The organism is Candidatus Alcyoniella australis (assembly GCA_030765605.1).
In the GTDB taxonomy this organism is placed as follows: domain Bacteria; phylum Lernaellota; class Lernaellaia; order JAVCCG01; family Alcyoniellaceae; genus Alcyoniella; species Alcyoniella australis.
The window spans coordinates 1-17,567 of record JAVCCG010000099.1 but is presented as its reverse complement, the minus strand read 5'-3'; the positions used below and the strand labels follow the sequence as shown (position 1 = coordinate 17,567).

General features: G+C 64.7%; 15 protein-coding genes. 5 read left to right on the top strand and 10 right to left on the bottom strand.

Features of this window, described 5'->3' with window-relative positions:
- Both P9M14_11660 and P9M14_11655 read left to right on the top strand, forming a co-directional pair.
- Positions 1 to 1,160, top strand: a 1,160-nt coding sequence (locus tag P9M14_11660; GenBank protein MDP8256396.1) for a DnaJ domain-containing protein, incomplete at its 5' end; no start/stop codon positions are given.
- A gap of 1 nt (position 1,161) precedes the next feature.
- Positions 1,162 to 2,511: an FAD-dependent oxidoreductase gene (locus tag P9M14_11655; GenBank protein ID MDP8256395.1), complete on the top strand. Its 1,350-nt coding sequence runs from the start codon at positions 1,162 to 1,164 to the stop codon at positions 2,509 to 2,511.
- Positions 2,512 to 2,521: 10 nt separating this feature from the next.
- Here the strand turns inward: P9M14_11655 and P9M14_11650 are convergent, their stop codons facing one another.
- The 9 genes from P9M14_11650 to P9M14_11610 all read right to left on the bottom strand — a co-directional run bounded on the left by P9M14_11650 (position 2,522) and on the right by P9M14_11610 (position 12,150).
- Positions 2,522 to 3,940 carry a hypothetical protein gene (locus P9M14_11650; GenBank protein MDP8256394.1) on the bottom strand — a complete coding sequence of 473 codons (1,419 nt, stop codon included), beginning with the start codon at positions 3,938 to 3,940 and terminating at the stop codon, positions 2,522 to 2,524.
- A 6-nt stretch (positions 3,941 to 3,946) separates the two neighbouring features.
- Entirely contained in the window at positions 3,947 to 4,726 is a 780-nt protein-coding gene (locus P9M14_11645; protein MDP8256393.1) for a prolyl oligopeptidase family serine peptidase, read from the bottom strand.
- A 24-nt stretch (positions 4,727 to 4,750) separates the two neighbouring features.
- A complete protein-coding gene (locus tag P9M14_11640; GenBank protein ID MDP8256392.1) occupies positions 4,751 to 5,275 on the bottom strand; it encodes a hypothetical protein in 525 nt (174 codons plus the stop codon).
- A gap of 601 nt (positions 5,276 to 5,876) precedes the next feature.
- On the bottom strand, positions 5,877 to 7,253 hold the full coding sequence (locus P9M14_11635; protein ID MDP8256391.1) for a YchF/TatD family DNA exonuclease: 1,377 nt from the start codon (positions 7,251 to 7,253) through the stop codon (positions 5,877 to 5,879).
- A 1-nt stretch (position 7,254) separates the two neighbouring features.
- Positions 7,255 to 7,971 (bottom strand): methyltransferase domain-containing protein, encoded by a 717-nt coding sequence (locus tag P9M14_11630; protein MDP8256390.1) that lies wholly within the window; start codon positions 7,969 to 7,971, stop codon positions 7,255 to 7,257.
- A 6-nt stretch (positions 7,972 to 7,977) separates the two neighbouring features.
- Positions 7,978 to 9,090, bottom strand: coding sequence for a stage 0 sporulation family protein (locus tag P9M14_11625; protein MDP8256389.1), 1,113 nt, complete (start codon positions 9,088 to 9,090; stop codon positions 7,978 to 7,980).
- A gap of 1 nt (position 9,091) precedes the next feature.
- Positions 9,092 to 10,090, bottom strand: a complete 999-nt coding sequence (gene holB, locus P9M14_11620; protein ID MDP8256388.1) for a DNA polymerase III subunit delta' — start codon at positions 10,088 to 10,090, stop codon at positions 9,092 to 9,094.
- Positions 10,087 to 10,734 carry a dTMP kinase gene (gene tmk / locus P9M14_11615; protein MDP8256387.1) on the bottom strand — a complete coding sequence of 216 codons (648 nt, stop codon included), beginning with the start codon at positions 10,732 to 10,734 and terminating at the stop codon, positions 10,087 to 10,089. The genes holB and tmk overlap by 4 nt, the downstream gene beginning before the upstream one ends.
- Positions 10,735 to 10,806: 72 nt before the next feature.
- Positions 10,807 to 12,150, bottom strand: coding sequence for a hypothetical protein (locus P9M14_11610; GenBank protein ID MDP8256386.1), 1,344 nt, complete (start codon positions 12,148 to 12,150; stop codon positions 10,807 to 10,809).
- Between the two features lie 298 nt (positions 12,151 to 12,448).
- Between P9M14_11610 and P9M14_11605 the strand changes: the two genes are divergently transcribed.
- From P9M14_11605 to acpS, 3 genes are read left to right on the top strand one after another with little or no spacing between them, the layout of a single operon-like run.
- Positions 12,449 to 14,716 (top strand): MMPL family transporter, encoded by a 2,268-nt coding sequence (locus P9M14_11605; GenBank protein MDP8256385.1) that lies wholly within the window; start codon positions 12,449 to 12,451, stop codon positions 14,714 to 14,716.
- A gap of 58 nt (positions 14,717 to 14,774) precedes the next feature.
- A complete protein-coding gene (locus P9M14_11600) occupies positions 14,775 to 15,347 on the top strand; it encodes a hypothetical protein (GenBank protein ID MDP8256384.1) in 573 nt (190 codons plus the stop codon).
- Between the two features lie 28 nt (positions 15,348 to 15,375).
- On the top strand, positions 15,376 to 15,762 hold the full coding sequence (acpS, locus tag P9M14_11595) for a holo-ACP synthase (GenBank protein MDP8256383.1): 387 nt from the start codon (positions 15,376 to 15,378) through the stop codon (positions 15,760 to 15,762).
- 456 nt (positions 15,763 to 16,218) lie between these two features.
- Here acpS and P9M14_11590 read toward each other — a convergent pair.
- Positions 16,219 to 17,567, bottom strand: a 1,349-nt coding sequence (locus P9M14_11590; GenBank protein MDP8256382.1) for a M48 family metalloprotease, incomplete at its 5' end; no start/stop codon positions are given.

Genomic DNA, 17,567 nt, shown 5'->3' with positions numbered 1-17,567 from the left:
GAAAGCGCGAAGTCGGGGATCGACGGAGCAAACGCGAGATACTGGAGGCGCGCGAGGCCCGGGCCGCGGGCGGCAAGATCCCGCTCTTTCAGAAGCGCGTGTCCCAGGCCTACGAACGCTACCCCGATATGAACTACCTGCAGATCCTCGGAGTCGTCCGCTCCGCCGACGAGGAACGGATCAAGTCCAACTACTACCACCTAGTGCGCCTGCTGCACCCCTGGGACCTATACTCCTCGGCCGACAGCGTGACCCAGGCCAAGGCCGATACGCTGTTCCGCCAGTTGACCACGGCCTACGAGGTGCTGATCGACCGCGAGTCGCGCATGCGCTATCTGCGTTCGCTCTCGGTTGAGGAGGAACGGCAGCCCGAGCCGCAGCCCGAGCCGCAGCCCGAGCCGACCACCGCCGAGCGGCTGCAACCACAGGTCGAGCCGGCCGCCGTCGAACAGCTACAGTCGGAGCGCGATCGGGACAGCCTCGAGCAGCTCGCCGCGCAGTTCGAGGACACGCCCTTGCCCGAGGCCGAACTCGGCGAGCCCTCGATCCAGTCCACGCCCGCCAAGGGTCTGGATCTGGGCGTGGACCTGGGCGGCACCGACTTTGAGGGGGTCGACGTCGAGCCGCGATTCCACGAGGAGTCGGCGGACCAGATTCTCGACACCGACGAGCTGTGGGACGAGGAAGTGATCCATGAGGCCACCGAGGAGGACGACGCTCCGCGTCAACGCGAGCATCTGGAGGCCGCGGCCGCAGTCGCAGTCGGCGGCGTAACCTCGGACCTGGCGCGGATTCTCAAGAGCGAGCTGAAGTTCCAGGAGGGCGAGGACCTGCTGCACGAGGGCGACGCCCCGGGCGCGGCCGAAGCGTTCCGCGAGGCGCTGGAGCTCAATCCCAAGGAGGCCGAGTGCTACGCCTATCTGGCCTGGGCGATCTACCAATCCGATCCCGAGGACGAGGCCAAACAAAAAGAGGCCGAGCAGCTGCTCAGCCGTTCCAAGGCGATCAACCCCAGCATGGACATGGCCTACTACTTCCAGGGCCTGATCTCGCTGGACACCGGCCAAAAAGAACGCGCGCGCCAGGAACTGAGCAGGGCGTTGCAGTTCAACCCGGACAACGAACGGATCGCCGAGGAATTGTCCAAGCTCGATACATAAAATGAACGTCGATGTTGTAATCGTCGGTGCGGGTCCGGCCGGGATTTTCGCCGCGCTGGAACTCGCCCGCAATTCCGATCTTCAAATCGTGGTCTGCGAGCGCGGCAAGTCGCTGGACAGGCGCGAGGAGGCGATCCGGCAGCACGAGCGCGAGGCCTGGACCTCGGGCTGGGGCGGCGCGGGCGCGTTCTCCGACGGCAAGCTCACGCTCAGCCCCGAGGTCGGCGGCTGGCTGGGCGACTTCGTGGGCGAGCGGCGGCTTGCTGAGCTGATCGACGATGTGGACCGCGTCTGGCGCGAGCACGGCGCGCCGGACGAGGTGGCCGCGATGGAGCCCGGGGAGGGGCGCGAGCTGAGCGAACGCGCAGCGCTGGCCGGACTGAGCTACGTGCCCCAGCGCATCCGCCACATCGGCTCGGACAACACCCCGCAAGTGCTCTCCGCGTTTTTCGCGGAGCTCGAAAATCGGGTGCAGGTGCTGTTCGGCCGCCGGGTCCTGGAGCTGATCGTGCGCGACGGCCGCTGCGTGGGCGTGACCACCGACGATGGCGAGATCCTCGCGCGCCGCGCAGTGATCCTCGCGCCGGGCAGGCAGGGCAGCTCGTGGTTGCAGCAGCAGGCCAAGAGCGCGGGCCTGGGCTACCGCAACAACGCGGTGGACATCGGCGTGCGCGTGGAAGTGCCCGCGGCCGTGGCCGCGCCGCTGACCGACCACGCCCACGAGGCCAAGCTGATCTATCACAGCCGACGCTTCGACAACCGCGTGCGCACCTTTTGCATGAATCCCTACGGCGAGGTGGTCACCGAGCATTACGACGGACTGCTGACCGTCAACGGCCACAGCTACAAGCGACGCAAGACCGAAGCCACCAACTTCGCGATCTTGGTCAGCACGGCCTTTACCGAGCCGTTCGACGACCCGATCGGCTACGGCCGGGCGATCGCCACCTTGGCCAACCTGCTGGCCGGCGGCGTGATGGTCCAGCGCTGGGTCGATCTGCAGCGCGGACGGCGCTCAACTCCCGAGCGCATCGCGCGCAGCTTGGTCGCCCCGACCCTGACCGAGGCCACGCCGGGCGATCTGAGCTTCGTCCTGCCCTACCGCCACCTGGCGAACATCATGGAGATGCTCGAGGCGCTGGATCAGCTCTGTCCGGGAATGACCGGGCCGGGAACCCTGCTCTACGGCGTGGAGGTCAAATTCTACTCAGTGCGCTTCGACCTCGACGAGCAGCTGCGCTCGGCGATCGACGGGCTGTACATCGTGGGCGACGGCGCGGGGGTCAGCCGCGGCCTGGTGCAGTCCTCAGCCTCGGGCCTGGTGGCCGCGCGCAGCATTTTATCCGCATAAACAGTATCTGCTAAAAAAGCCGCTGGACCTGTTTGAACTTGCCTGAGTAGCGGTCGCGCTCGATCGACTCGACCTGCCGGACCTCAACCTGAATCTCCTCGGCCGCGCCCTCGAGCTGCAGCAGGCGCAGCATGGCCTCGCGGCATTGGGTGTCGAGCCGTGCGGCGTCGTCCTGCTGTTCGGCGATGAACTCGATCTCGATCAGTTGCGGCGCGGTTTGCATCACGCGGTACTGGCGCAGTCCCTGGATCTCGAGGAACGTCGCGATCACCGACAGCGGCAGCAACCGGCCCTGTCCGCCGGCGCGGCGCTCGTACACCAGGCTGTCGTTGGAGCGCCCCTTGACCTCGATCGCGGGCAGCGCGCTGCCGCACTGGCAGGGATCGGGCAGGATGCGCAGCGAGTCGCCGATCTCGTAGCGGATCACCGGCTGGGTGCGGTTGATCAGGTTGGTGGCGTAGACCTTGTGGCTGAATTCGCCGACGGGCGTGGGCTCGCCCTGCTCGTCCACCGGCTCGATGATCGTCCAGTCGCAGTTCCAGTGCAGGTGGCCGTGCTCGCAGGGTTTGGCGATCGGCAGCACCTCGGTCGTGCCGTAGAGCTCGTCGATCTGCACGTTGGGCCAGACCTGCTGCATCAGCTCCTTGCTCGAGTTCGGGAACGGCTCGGACGCGCCGTAGACGATGCGCAGTCGGTGCTTCAGCCGTCCGGCCTGCGCCTCTTGGGCCAGGGCCAGCAGCACGCTGGGGTAGGAGTGAATCCAGAGCGGCTTGAACTCGTCGATGAAGCGCACCAGTTCGTCCAGCGGCGTGAACAGGTCGACCATTCTGATGTCGACCAGGTAGTCCTTGAAGCGCGGGGAGAAGACGTAGGCCAGCGGGCTGGCGTAGTGGCCGTGGGTGGCGATGATCGTGATCGCCCGCCAGCGCCGAAACGGCCTGATCGGGATCGAGAGCACCTGGTCCAGCAGTGGGCCGTAGCGCGGATTGCTCGGCGGCACCATCGAGAGCGCCACGCTTTGCCGCCACTCGTCAAGGGTGTTGACGAAGTAGCCGCGGGTGCCCGAGGTGCCCGAGGTATGGGCCACCATGTAGCGCCCGTTGATCAACGATCCGACCTTGGAGTGGTCGTCCACGAACTCGCGCACCTGCGCGTACGTCAGGTCGCGCACGGTCAGCGAGTCGTCGAAGCGCTCCATCATCGCTTCCTTGGTCAGCGGCGGCAGATCCTCGAGCCGGAAGTCGTCGGGGTCGACCTGCGAGTAGAGGTCGGCGTAGAGCGGCGAGTTTAGCTTGGCGAAACGCACCAGCTCCGAGAGCCGGCCGCGCAAACGGTCCCAGATTCCGGGCTCGGGCAGAAAGCGCCGGTCGTAACGCGCCCGCAGAAAGTGGCCGGTCATCGAGAGCATCGGGTAGCGTGAAGACGTCATCGGGCTTCAGTTCCCGCGCGCCGTAATCCGCGCATCGAAGTTGTGGGCGATCCAGTGGTGCAGGCAGTCGATGGCCTGCTTCTCGCACCGCAGTCGATGCCCGCCGCCGGGCAGCACCGCCAGCTGCTTGGGATCTTGCGCCAGCTTGAACAGCCGCCGGGCGTGTTCGGCGGGCACGGTCGCGTCGCAGTCGCCGTGCACGAACAGCAGCGGCCGCGCGCCGATCCCCTCCAGGGCGCGTTCAACAGAAACCTCGTCAAAGCTCGAGATCCATTGCCCGGCGTCGGGATGCAACTGCGGATCGACGATGCCGATGCGCACGAAGTGTTGCCATAAAAGTTCGGGCGACGCCTGGGAGGTAAGGAACTCGAAGTCGGCCGGAGCCGCCATTGCGGCCACGCCGAGCACAGCGGGCGTCTGGGCCGCTGCCAGCAGGGCCGAAGCGCCGCCGCCGGAGAAGCCGACCAGCACCATCCCTTGCTCCCAGTTCGGGTATCCGTCCAGGTGCCCGATCAGCGCCAGCAGGTCGTCGCGCCAGCCCGGCAGACTGAAGCTGCCGCGGCTGGGCCCGGTGCCGCGGAAGTTGAACAGCGCGCAGGGATGCCCGCGATCAACGAAGATCTGCGCCAGTTCGGGGTATCCTCCGTCGCCGGGGACCGGCGGCTGCCCCGAGGGGATGCCGTGGCAGAACACCAGCGGCACGCCGTTGGTCGCGCCCTGGGGCTCAAGCAGCATCCCGACCAGGTTCGACTGGTCGTGGTTCAGTTCGAATTCGATTGTCGACAACTCACACACCTCGCCCGTAGCGGATCAGAAATCTTCCCGCGAGCGTTTGGCGCGCCAATAGGCCACCAGCACGAACAGGAAGATCGGGAAATCGACGAACACGATCAGCAGGTCGGCGAAGTAACCCCGCGACAGATAAAAGGCGGTCAGGCCCGTGCCCGAGCTGACCAGCTTGGAGAGCATCAGCGGCGGCGCGAGGTTGAGGTTGGTCCGCACGTCGCGCCAGATCAGCAGCGACATGTAGGAGATCATCATCATTAGGGCGAAGGTCAATGCCAGCCACAGGTGGTGCACCGGCGCGACCTTGCACGGCCCGAGGGTCGAGGCGGCCGCGGCCACCGCGCCGGAGTACGACGCCTGGTCCAGGCCGCTGCCCGGCACCAGCCCCTCGTAGGGCGCGGCAGGCATGCCCAACCAGTTCCCCGCAACATTGACAACCCTGATCAGCGGCTCGTTGGCCAGTACGAAAACCAGCCCCGCCACCAGAAATGCGATGGCCAGCACACCCATTGACTTGGCGAAAAAGCGCTCGGCAGATGTGAGTTCCATATCTAATTTCCCCTGTTTGAAAAACGACATTTCATTAGAGCACAGGCCGCGGTTTGCGGCAAAGGCACCTTAGAGGTGCCACAAAACTCGCGTAGTTCGCTGGTCGTAGCGCCACGAGCCACTCCGCATCGAAAAATGGGAGGAGGGAAATAATGTTGAATAACATTATTGGGTAGGCGCGAGCAGGGCATTGGATTGAGATTTACCACCTGACTACGCACGATAGCCCGCTCTGCGCGTTCTCAAAGAAGTATTGTTCATCAAGGCAAAATATTCCGCACGATTATCGGCAATAGATCGTGGCTTGGCACATGGCTCCGCAAACTTTGCGCATCAGTCCACCCTCGGATGATCCGGCTTGGAGCCGGGGCAAAACTCGCAAGCGGACCAAACTCTTGGCTCAACGATAATCTCCGCGTCGCGGCATGGGTCTACGCAAAATGACCAGGGAAATAAGCGAGCCTTGCTGCGGCTCCAAGCCGCCGCCGCTCGCCTTACACACAAAGATCGTTTTAACGATCTTTACCCCTTCTCCCCGATCTTTCTGCGCGGAGAGGGTCGTTGGTCAACGACCAGAGAAGTGCGCGAGTTTCGTACCGGGTCAAGGCCGTTGTGAGTAATGGCGCACGTGCAGGGGGAGTCCCAGGTCGCGGGCCGCGCGTTGCGCGCCCGGGATGTCAGCGCCGGGATAGTCCACTGCGGAGAGCGCGACCTTGGGCAGCAGTTCGCGGGCGCGGCGTACGAACTCGATCAGCGCTTCATAGGCCTTAAGTCCCTGTTCGGGGTGGCACAGCTGCTCGTAGTTCGCGGCGTCCGGCGCGTTGAGGCTCACCCAGACCTCGTCGATTAAACCGACCAGCGGTTCGACCACGTCGCGGCCCAGGGCCAGCCCGGCCCAGCCGTTGGTGTTGACGCGGATGCTGCGCGCCCTGCGTCGGCGCAGCTCGCGGGCGATCTGGAGCAGATCGTCGATGCGCATCAGCGGCTCGCCGAATCCGCAGAACACCAGCTCCGGATACTGCGTCACGTCGTAATTGTCCAATGCCGCGTAAAGCTCGACAGGGCTGGGCTCGCGTTGGAGCTTGAGCAGGTAGGGGCCGACGATGTACGAGCTTTGCCGCGCGCACCACGGGCAGCGATTGCCGCAGCGGTTGGTGATGTTCAGATACAGCGCGTCCTTGAATTCGTAGACGATGCGTGGCTCGGCCTCGCGCCGCTCAAAGCCGAACAGCTCGTAGGCGTTGTCGGTTGTGCGTGCCGCCACCTCGACCAAACTTAGGTCCAGCACCTTGGCCGCGGTAGCGGCCACCAGCTCGACGTGGCACGGTTCGTTGCGCGATCCGCGGTGCGGCTCGGGCGCCATGAACGGGCAATCGGTCTCGAGCAGCAGCCGGTCGGGTCCGGCCGCGGCCAATGCCCGGCGCGCGCGATCGGCGTTTTTAAATGTGATGTTGCCGGTGAAGCTCAGGTACAGCCCGCGCGAGATCACCTCCTGCGCCAACTGCGGACCGCCGGAAAAGCAGTGCATTACCCCGGGCAGGCACGGGTGCTGATCGAGGATCGCGAGCACATCTTCGTGAGCCTGGCGGTCGTGGATGATCACCGGCAATCCCAGGCGCCCGGCGAGTTCGAGCTGCGCGGCAAAAGCGCTGCGCTGTTGATCGTGCGGCGAATGGTCGCGATAGAAATCCAGGCCGATCTCGCCGATCGCCACCACCTTGGGATGGGCCGCGAGCTGCTCGATCTGCGCCAGGGCGCGATCGTCGGCTGACTTGGCGTCGTGGGGATGGATTCCGACCGCAGCGTAGACCGCGGGGAAGCGCTGCGCCAGCTCGACCGCGGCGCGGCTGCTGGCCACGTCGATGCCCACGCTGACGATCCGGCGCACGCCGCGGGCCACGGCGCGGCCGATCACCTCAGTGCGGTCCTCGTCAAACTGCGCCATGTCCAAATGCGCGTGGGTTTCGATCAGGTACATCTCAGCCGACTTTGCGCGCGAAGAAAACCATCCAGCGCGCCGGGCCCAACCCCAGGGTCAGGGCCGCGCGATCCAGCAGTCGAAACAGCGGCACGGGCAGCCGGTGGCCGCGGTTGTAGACCGGGCGGCAGCAGACCTTGCGCAGTGCGACGAGCTTTAGCTGCGGCGGCAGAAATTCGTTGATGTTGCATTCGTCAAAGCGTTGCAAATGGCCGTTGCGCGGCGTGGTCTTGCCGCAGTGTACGCAGACCTCGAGCTTGATTCGCTCGTCGTAGGGCACGCTGGCAGCGATCAGTCCGCCGGGCCGGGCAACGCGCGCCAGCTCGGCCAGGGCTTGCTGCGGGTGCTGCAAGTGCTCGAGCACCTGCTGGCAAAACACCACGTCGAAGCGCTCGTCGTCAAAGCCCGTGGCGTAGACGTCGCGTAGCGACAGCTCGGCGCAGTCCTTGGCCAAGTTGTTCTCGATTAACGCTTGGCTGGCGTCGAAGCCGCACAGCGCGGCGCGATCCGGGATCAGGCTCAGCAGCAGACCCTGGCCGCAGCCCGCGTCGAGCAGGTCCAGCCCGCGAAGCCCGTTGCGGATGCGTCGCGCGCCGTCGATCAGGTAGCGCGCGCGGTGGCGATGCTTGACCATCGTCAGCTCGTCGCGACGGTCGCGGTCGTCGTCCCGATAACGGTCGAACTCCGGGCTGCGTTCGGATTGTTGCGCCTGGTCCACGTTGGTCTACTCGGTTTTAGCCGCCGGTTTGCGCCGTCTGCGCCTGCGCGAGCGGCGTCCCCTGCGTCGACGGTCGCCGGTCTTGGCCTGGTCCGGCTGCCCCTCGGCCGCGCCCTCTCCCTCTGGCTTCGGCTGTTGTTCGCCAGGCTCCTGAGGCCCCTGAGGCGCCGGGGGTGGCTGAGGCGCCGGGGGCGCCTGGGGCGTCTCAGGCGTTGGGGTCACCTGGAATGCGGGCGGTCGCGGACGCGCCTTGGGCTGCGGTCGTGGACGGCCGGGCGCGCGCGGCTCGGGCCGCGGTTCGGGTTTGTCCTGCTGACGGTTTTGTTGGGAGTAGGGCTCGAGCGGCTGGCCGGAGATCTCGACCTCGCCTTGGCCTTCCACCATCGCGAAGACCCGGCTGCCCATCACATCGATGCGGCAGACGCGGCAGGGGCCCTGCTCGCACACGTAGCGCTTGCCCAAACGGGGCAGGGTCGCGATCTGGTCGAGGTACTGCTGGTGCTCGTAGGCCAGGCAGCACATCAGCCTGCCGCAGACTCCGGAGACCTTGGAGGGATTGAGCGAGAGCGACTGGTCCTTGGCCATGCGGATGCTGACCGGGTTGAATTTGACCAGCCAGGAGGCGCAGCACAGCTCGCGTCCGCAGATGCCGTAGCCGCCGAGGATTTTAGCCTCGTCGCGCACGCCGATCTGCATCATCTCGATTCGCGTGCGGAACTCGTGGGCCAGGTCGCGCACCAGCTCGCGGAAGTCCACGCGCCCCTCGGCCGTGAAGAAGAAGGTCGCGCGGCTCTCGTCGAGCAGGAACTCAGCGTCCACCAGCTTCATCGGCAGTTTGCGCTCGTTGATGCGGCGCAGGCAGAAACCGAACGCCTCGCGCGCCCTGCGGTGCAGCCGCTGGGACTGCTTGAGGTCTTCATCGGTGGCCACGCGCAGCACCGGCTTGCGCGACTCGTCCTCGGGCAGGTTTTGCTCCTGCGCGTCGACGACCACCGTACCTAGAGCCGTACCCTTTTCGATCTGCAACACGACCTGTTGGCCTTGCCGCAGCTCCAATTCGCCGGCGTCGAAATCAAAGCGTTTGCCCGAGCGGCGAAACTTTATTTTAACAACACGCATCTCAACCCTCGAGTGTGCCGGTCGGCGGACTGGTCAGCGCCAGTCCGAGGTTCCATAGGGCCAGCCGGCGGTTGGGGTAGAATCGGAGCCGTGCCTGAAGCTGGGAGCCGGCCTCGATCCCTGCGAGCAGCGCCTGCTCGTCAAAGCGTCGGGCCAGGCTGTCGAGCAGCTCCAGGCGGTCGATGTTGAGCAGGCGTTCGGAGCCCGCTCCCGAGCGGATCAGCAGCGCGTCGCGCAGCCAGGTTTTAGTCAATTCCAGCGACTCGTCGAGCTCGTCGATGTCGCCCTGGGCCAACTGCTCGGCGAACTCCCAGATCCCGTGGGTGCCGCCCTCACTCAGCGCCTCGAGCGCCACGGCGATCCGCTCGCGTTGTAGTTGCAGCTCGCCCTGAGCCAGCGCCTGGGCCCTTCCCAGCGAGCCCTCGGCCAGCCGCGCCAGCAGCTCGGCGCGCTGGGGCTCCACGCCCTGCTCGCACAGCAAGCGCACGATCACCGGCCGCGGAAGCAGGCCGAAAACCATCCGCTGGCAACGGCTCTGGATCGTGCGTAGCAAACGCTGGGGCGAGGCGCAGATCAGGATCAGCACGTTGCCCTGCGGCGGCTCCTCCAGCGTCTTGAGCAGCGCGTTCTGGGCGTTGGCGTTCATCGCTTCGGCCGGGGCCACGCTGATTACGCGGAAGCGCCCCTCGTAGGGCCGGTAGGCCATGGACGCCTGCAGCTCGCGCACCTGGCCGATGGTGATGAAGTCTTTCTCCGGCGTCAGTTCGACGATATCCGGGTGCGTGCCCCTGATGATCTTGCGGCACGGGCCGCATTCGCCGCAGGCGTCAGCGCCGCTGGACTCGCAGTTGAGCGCCATCGCCAGCAGGCGTGCCGTGGTGCGGCGTCCCACGCCGTCGGCGCCCACGAACAGGTAGGCGTGCGCCACGCGCTCGAGCTTGAGCGCGCGCAGCAGCGCCGCGCTCACCCGCGGTTGGCCGAGCAGTTGCGAGAAGCTCAAGGCGTCTCCGTTTTAAGCGATGCCAGCAGGTCGTTAATCACCACGGCGTATAATGCCTCGGGATCGAGCTGCGCGTCCACGATGCAGAAGCGCTGCGGCTCGGCTGCGGCCAGCTCGAGGTAGCCGCGGCGCACACGCTGGTGAAACTCGATCTGCTCGGATTCGAAGCGGCTCTCGTCGCGGCCGTCGGCGGAAAGCCGTCCGCGGGTGCGCGCCAGCCCGGCCTCCACCGGCAGGTCCAGCAGGTAGGTCCGCGACGGACGCAGGCCGCGCAGCACCAGCTCGTTGAGCGAACGTACGGTCTCCAGATCCAGCCCGCGACCGTAGCCCTGGTAGGCGGTGGTGGCGTCGGCAAAGCGGTCGCAGAGCACCAGCTTGCCAAGCTCAAGGGCCGGCCGGACGATCTTTTCCAGGTGCTCGATGCGGTCGGCCTCGTACAACAGCAGCTCGGTCAGCGCTGTGGGCCGGTCCTCGATGTGTTCCAGCAGCATTTCTCGAAAGCGCGCTCCCAAGGGCGAGCCGCCGGGCTCCCGCGTGATAAGGATAGGCATTTCAAGCTGTTCCAGCCTTGCGGCCAGACGCTTGATCAGCGTGGTCTTGCCCGCGCCCTCGGGGCCCTCGAAGGTGATCAGCTTTGCGTTCACGGCCGCGCATTATACCCGGATTATTCGCGGGACTTCTACTGCGCGGCTTATAGCCGCCGAACAATGCCGAAGTTATCGCGCTCTGCGGATGGTCTGGGCGATCCCTCCGTGCTGCTTTTGCAGGAACGGACTCCCGGCCAATTCCAGGTCATCGGGAGTCGTGCCCAGGCGGCGCAACAGCTGCTCTGTGCCGGGCTCGGGCAGCGGTTCTCCCGCCGCGCCCCGGATTATGCCGGAGCTGATCAGGGTGCGCACCAGCTCGTGGGCCATGGCCTGATAGCCCGACCAGTTCATGTGGCAATAGTCCACGAACTGCTCCGCGCCCGGGATGCCGTTCACTGCGCGGTCCTCGGCCACGGCCTCGAAGTCGGCCAGGATTACGCCGGGCTGATCGGCGTTGCGGCGAGTCGCCCAGTTGAAGCCCGGCCGCGTGCGGTTGCTTGGAAAATACGTGACCGCCTGGGTGTAGGCCAGGCGCGCCTCGTCATAACGCCCCGCTTTCTCGAGGCGTTGACCCAGCAGGTAGTTCGCGGCGTAGCACGGGCAGTTGTAGAGCGCCTCGATCCCCTGCTGCTCCTGCTGCCGATCAAACAGGTCCAGCGCCTTGGCGAAGCATTCGGGCGGTGGTTTGTCGGGCCAGGGATCGGGATCGTCGCGGTAGGGCCAAGGATCGTAGCGCAGGTTGATCGGCATGGTGGCCAGCACCAGCGGGACGTCGTGGTCCTGGGCCGAGCGGACCATCTCCAGTTGGTTGCCGGCGAAAACCTTGAGCAGGTCGTTGATGTTGGCCAGCTGCGGGCTGAATTGGGGACGCCCCTTGGGCCCCTGGTAGTCCGGGGGTCGAATCAGCGCCCGCATGGTGCGGTACAACGACCATTGATGGACCAGCGGGTGCAGGCTCGTGGGCGGGATAAATCCCTCATTATTGCCCATGACCACCAACAGCGCGTCGGGCTCGAATTCGATTACATCGTGAAATATCTGTTTGACCCGAAACGAATTTTGAGCGCCGCAGGCCGAGTTGATCACCTCGATGCGCAGCGATGGGAAGCGTGCGGCAAGCTCCTCGCGAACCCAGGAGTCGATGCCGCCCGGCGTGGGCTCGTTGACCACGTAGGGCGAGCCCAGCGCGAACGAGCCGCCGAGGATGAACAGCCGGAACACGCCCGGCTCCTTGGGCGTGGCGAAGCGCTGCGGGAGCAGCGTGCGATCGGCAATGACGTAATAGGCGCGATCGTCGTCCGCCTGCTCCAGCTTGTAGGCCGGGCCGGCGAGGTAGGCCACCGTATCGTCTGGCACTTCGGTGTCGATCAGCTCGGCCCGCTCCAACGTATCGAGCAGCAGCGTCACGCCGACCAGCAGCGCCAACAGCGGTATCAGCGCGAACAGCAATTCGCGCGGTCGGATCTTACGCATGGTGAGATTTTGGCATCGTGAACATCGATCCAGTTATTAGCATAGCTGTTCTCCGAGCACCAAGCGGCGCCGGGGGATGGCGGAGGGCCGGACAGCAGCGGATCGAGATCGATCCGCAGGATTGCCCACGCGGTCCAAGGGCGATAATGCCAAGATGAAACGGCCCTGTGCGCGACGAACCGTGTGCGGCAATATTGTATCGGCGTAGGCAGTGGACTTGATGCGGGCCCGGAGGCGGCATAATATCCCCCATTCACGCGACCGCCCAAGACTCGGGACGGCTTATGGAGCATGCACCGTGAAGTACTTCGTTCGCTTTTCCACCGGATACCCGCTGCTGGCGATCCTGTTCTGCCTGGTCCTCACCGGTGTTCTGGGCTATGGAATTCGCAATCTGGAATACGAGGGCGACCTGCGGGCCCTGTTGCCCCAGGACTGGGATAGCGTGAAGGAGGCCGAACGGGTCGAGGAGCTGTTCGGGGCCAGCGAGGTCGTACTGGTGGTGCTTCAGGCCGAGCAGGCGCTGTCTGCGCAGGGCCTGGAGGCGTTGGCCGGAGTCGAGCAACAGCTCGAGCAGGCCGGGATCGTCTACTCCACGGTCAGCCTGGCCTCGTTGCAGGACATCCTGGGCCAGGGCGATCGGCTGGTGATCCGCGACTTCATCCAGCAGCCGCCTCAGACCCCACAGCAGGTGCGGCTTCTCGAGCAACGCATTGCCGACGATCCGCTGATTTACGGCGGCCTGGTGGCCAAGGACTTCTCGGGTCTGGCCGTGGTCGGGATGATCAAGACCGACGACAGCGACGAGGTGCTGCTGCAGAAGCTGGAAACGATCGTCGAGCAGTACGACGGGCCGGGCCGCTTGTTCTTCTCCGGACTGCCGCCGATCCGGGCCTACATGACGCGTTTGATGCGTCAGGATCTGCGCACGTTCCTGCCCCTGGGTTTCGTGCTGATGATCGCCTTGCTGTTCTTCAGCTTCCGCACCTGGCGTGGAGTGCTGCTGCCGCTGCTGGTGGTGGCGATGAGCATCGCCAGCTCGATGGGCCTGATGTCCTATTTGGGCATTCCGCTGACCGTGGTCGGCATGCTCTTGCCGGTGATGATGATCGCGATTGCCAACGATTACGGCATTCACCTGGTGGCGCGCTATACCGAGGACGTGCCCGAAGCCTCGGGCACGGATCGTAAGGCCCGGGCCGAGGTCGCGGCTCGCGGACTCGAGCACGTGATCTGGCCGATCATGCTCGCGGCGGGGACCACGATCCTGGGCTTCCTCTCGCTGATCTCGCACATGATGCCGCCGGCCAAGGAACTGGGCATGCTCTCGGCGTTCGGGATCTTCATCGCCATCGTCTACTCCTGTCTGTTCATCCCCGCCTGGCTGACCCTGCTGCCGATTCCCAAGCGGTTGATCGGACGCGGGCACCCGAGCAACAGGCCGCTGGCCGCGCTGACCAGCTTCTGCGTGCGCCACCCGCTGCCGGTGGTCGCGGTGTTCGTCGGCATGTTCCTGGCCTTCAGCATCGGCATTTTGCACATCAAGGTCGACGCCAACCCGCTGAGCTACTTTGAGGAGCAAAGTCAGGTCGTAGAAAACTCCAATGCGATCAACGCCGAGTACGGCGGCGCGATCACCATGTCGGTTCTGCTGCACGGCGACCTGCTCGACCCGCACAACATCGCGATGCTCAGCGAGTTCACGCGTATCGTGCGCACCTGGCCCGAGGTCGGGGCCGCGGAGAGCATCGCGGACTATCTGGAACGGATCCACGTCGCGATCAACCCCGAGATCGAAAGCGGGCTGCCTCAGACTCGCGAGCAGGTCTACGAGGAGCTCGACCTCTACAGCTTCCAGGGCGGCGATTCGGGACGGCTGATCGACTTCGACTTTAAGAACGCCCAGGTGCTGGCCCGGCTGACCATCCGCCGCGCCGAGGAGTTCCGCGAGGTGGTGCGGCTCTCCAACCGGCTGATCGGCCTGCTCTACGGCCCGGATCCGCCGATGTCGGTCACCGGCTACGTGGTGATGCTCGTCGATCTGACGCACATGGTGGTCAACGGCCAGGTGCGCTCGCTGCTGCTCTCGCTGCTGATGATCATGCTCTGCGCCGCGCTGTTCATGCGCTCGCTGCGCGCCGGACTGCTGGCGCTGGGTCCGCTGGCCCTGGCCGTGGTGATGGTGCTGGGGATCATGGGCTTTTTGGGTATCGAGCTGAATATGGTCACGGCAATGCTGACCAGCATCGTGGTCGGCGTGGGCGTGGACTACACCGTGCACTACCTCTGGCGCTACCGCGAGGAGCGCCGCAGCGGCGCGAACGTGGAGCAGGCCGCGGTGACCACCGCCACCACCACCGGCCTGGGCATCGTCACCAACGCGCTGTCGGTGATCGTGGGCTTCGCGGTGCTGCTGACCTCGAACTTCGTGCCGCTGAATTTCTTCGGCTGGCTGATCACGCTCTCGATTTTGACCTGCCTGCTCGGCGCGTTCTGCTTGCTGCCCGCGCTGTTCGGCCTGGGGATCCGCTGGCCGCGCGGGGCTGATCTGGAAAAGCGTGATTGACACCCGTCAATCCGGCGCAATATAAGAAAAGCTGATCATCCTCAAACCAGGAGGACCCATGCCCAGGCCCGGCAAGTTTCAGGCGATAGCGATTATGCAGCTCGTGTCCGGCTGTCTGGGGGCCATGGGCCTGCTGATAGCGATCATGAGCAGCCTGGGCATCTGGCTGCTGTGCATCACGCCGGTCTTCGGCATTGTGGTGGCGGTGCTCGAGATCATTGCCGGGGCCAAGGGGCTGGGGAACAACGCCCGCGAGAACCCCAGCTTCTATCGCACCGTGGCGATCCTCGAGATCATCAACATCATTTCGTGCAACGTGCCCTCGATGGTGATCGGCATTCTGGTGTTGGTCTTCCTTAAAGCCCCAGAGGTCGAGGCGTTCTTCGCCGGGACCTGGCGTCCGCCTGTGCCGCAGTACATGATCCCAACCTATATGCAACAGCCGCCGACGCCGCAGTATCCGCAACCGCCCGCAACGCCCCAGGCGCCCACCCAGCCCGTGCCGTATCCAACGGTCGCCCCTGTTGCGCCGTCGCCATCGCCGCCGCCCGCAGCTCCAGCTCCGGCCGCGCCCGGGGTAATACCCGATCCATCGCCGCCCGAGCCCGGCGGTCCGGACAAGCCCGAGTAGCTTGGGGCAAGCGAGCGCAGGATCGACAATGATCGTCGGCATCGGCACGGATCTGGTCGAGATCGGGCGCATCCGCGCCGGACTCGAGCGCTTCGGCCAACGCTTTATCCAGCGGGTCTACACAGCCCAGGAAACAGCTTATTGTCTTCAATATCATGATTCAGCGCCGCATTTTGCCGCACGCTTCGCCGCCAAAGAGGCTGTGGCCAAGGCCCTGGGAGTCGGCCTGAGCCAGGGCGTGAAGTTCACCCAAATCGAGGTCGTTTCCCTTGAGAACGGGCGCGTATCAATACGCCTGTCAGGCGCAGCCGCGGACCTGGCCGGGCAGCTCGGGATCGTCAACTGGCACCTGAGCCTGAGCCATAGCGACCTGACCGCCAGCGCCTATGCCATTGCCGAGGGGGCAGCGTCATAGACGCCTCAAAGGTGCCAAAACTCGCGAGCGAAGACTATGATACTAAGTGATATTTTGTGCAGCTAAAGCCGCTGGCCGCTGATGAATAGTTCGGGCTAGGTTTCGGGGGCCCAGGCGTTTACCTTCTCGGCCGACCAGAGGTCCTTGGTCTTTTGGCAGAACTTGCAGTAATCCGAGTCGGAATTTATCGCGAGTTCGGTACCGCAGCGGATGCAGCGATTGCGCTGTGCCTGCGATCCTTTGAGCGTTTGCTTCGGTAGTTTTTTTCTGCCCTTGTTCATCTTACACCCAGAGGACCAGATGGAATTCTAGCGGGAATAATCATGAGTATTCAATTTTCTTTTGCAAAAGAAATAATAGTAAATCAAGCAGGAAAGTCAAGTCGAGTCAGTGGCGGAAGAAAAAAGATGACAAAGAAAACCATAATACTAATATTTAGTTGCCGCTCGCCTTGCGCTATAGCGCGAAAAAGGTCAGGCCCAATCCCACGATAAACGACAGGGCAAAGGCCAGTGCGGCCCAGACCCATTTGACGTAGTACACGTAGCTGCGCTTGCGCCTGCCATCGGCGGTGATGATCTGTTTGATCTCCAGAAACGGGGTGGGTGCGCGACGGTACCAGCCCTGGACGGTCACGTCCTGGCCGATCAGCCATTTGGTGCGGAACAGCCCGAAAAGAAACTCGATTATCCGTAGCGGCTGGCGGTAGTCCAGGAACATGAATCCGCTACGATCCTGCAGCACCATGTCCTCGGACCAGATCAGGCCGGGCACTCCGCGGCCGATCACGCGCCCGGTCATGGTGCAAGGCACCGGCCGCACGTTGCTGACCTTGATCCTGCTTAGCAGCGCGGCCACGCTCATGTTCGGATATTCGCCGCCGCGGTAGGAGAACAGCAGCCGAACAAGATAGCCCAGGGAGTAGCCGAGCATTGCCAGCCCGACCAGGGGTCCGGGATTGCCGGTGCTCGCCAGGGCCGCACCGCCGATCAGTGCGCCGATTAATGCCAGCAGCATCGGCGCGAACTTAAACAGCAGGTCGACGAAGAACTCGTCCCAGAAGCTCTCGGGTTTGTGCTGGTCGAAGTGCACCAGCGGCTGTTGGTGCAAATGTTCGGCGAGCTTGCCCAGGGCCTGAATGCGCTTGGCGGGCAGCGGGTGGGTCGAGCCCAGCTCGTAGTACAGCGCCCATGGGTTCCACAGGTCCCACTGCATGGCCTGGACCACGCCCTGGGGGTTGAGCGAGTTGGGACCGCGAAACGAGGCCATCGCCAGGTTGGTGGCCTTGCCCGGGTCGAAGATGCCGATCGATTTCATTGCCGAAAGCCGCTCGCTGCGTTGCCGGGACTTGGTCTGCTCGGCAGCGGGCTGCTTGGCCACAATCGGGTCCATCGATGCCAGTCCGTAGGCGATCTTGACCAGCGAGCTGGACAGCGCGTTGGGGTTGGATGTGACCACCCCGCCGAAGCGGTCGGCGTAATACTCGCGCGAGCGGCTGATGAACAACACGATGTAATTCGAGACGATGTAGAGCACGAAGCTGGCTATCGCCATCACCACGAACGGCAAGCCGTTGCGCCGCGATCGCGCGCCGATGTTCAACCCGAAGCGGAAAATCAGATAGAAGATGTAGGGAATCATGCTCGCCAGGGTCATCACCAGGATGTCCCAATGCCGCGCGTGCCCCAGCTCGTGGGCCACCACCGACTCCAGCTCCTCGGGCTCGAGGATTTTGATCAACCCTTGGGTGATTACCACCCGCGCGTTTTGCGGGGTGTGGCCGTAGGTGAAGGCGTTGGGCGAGT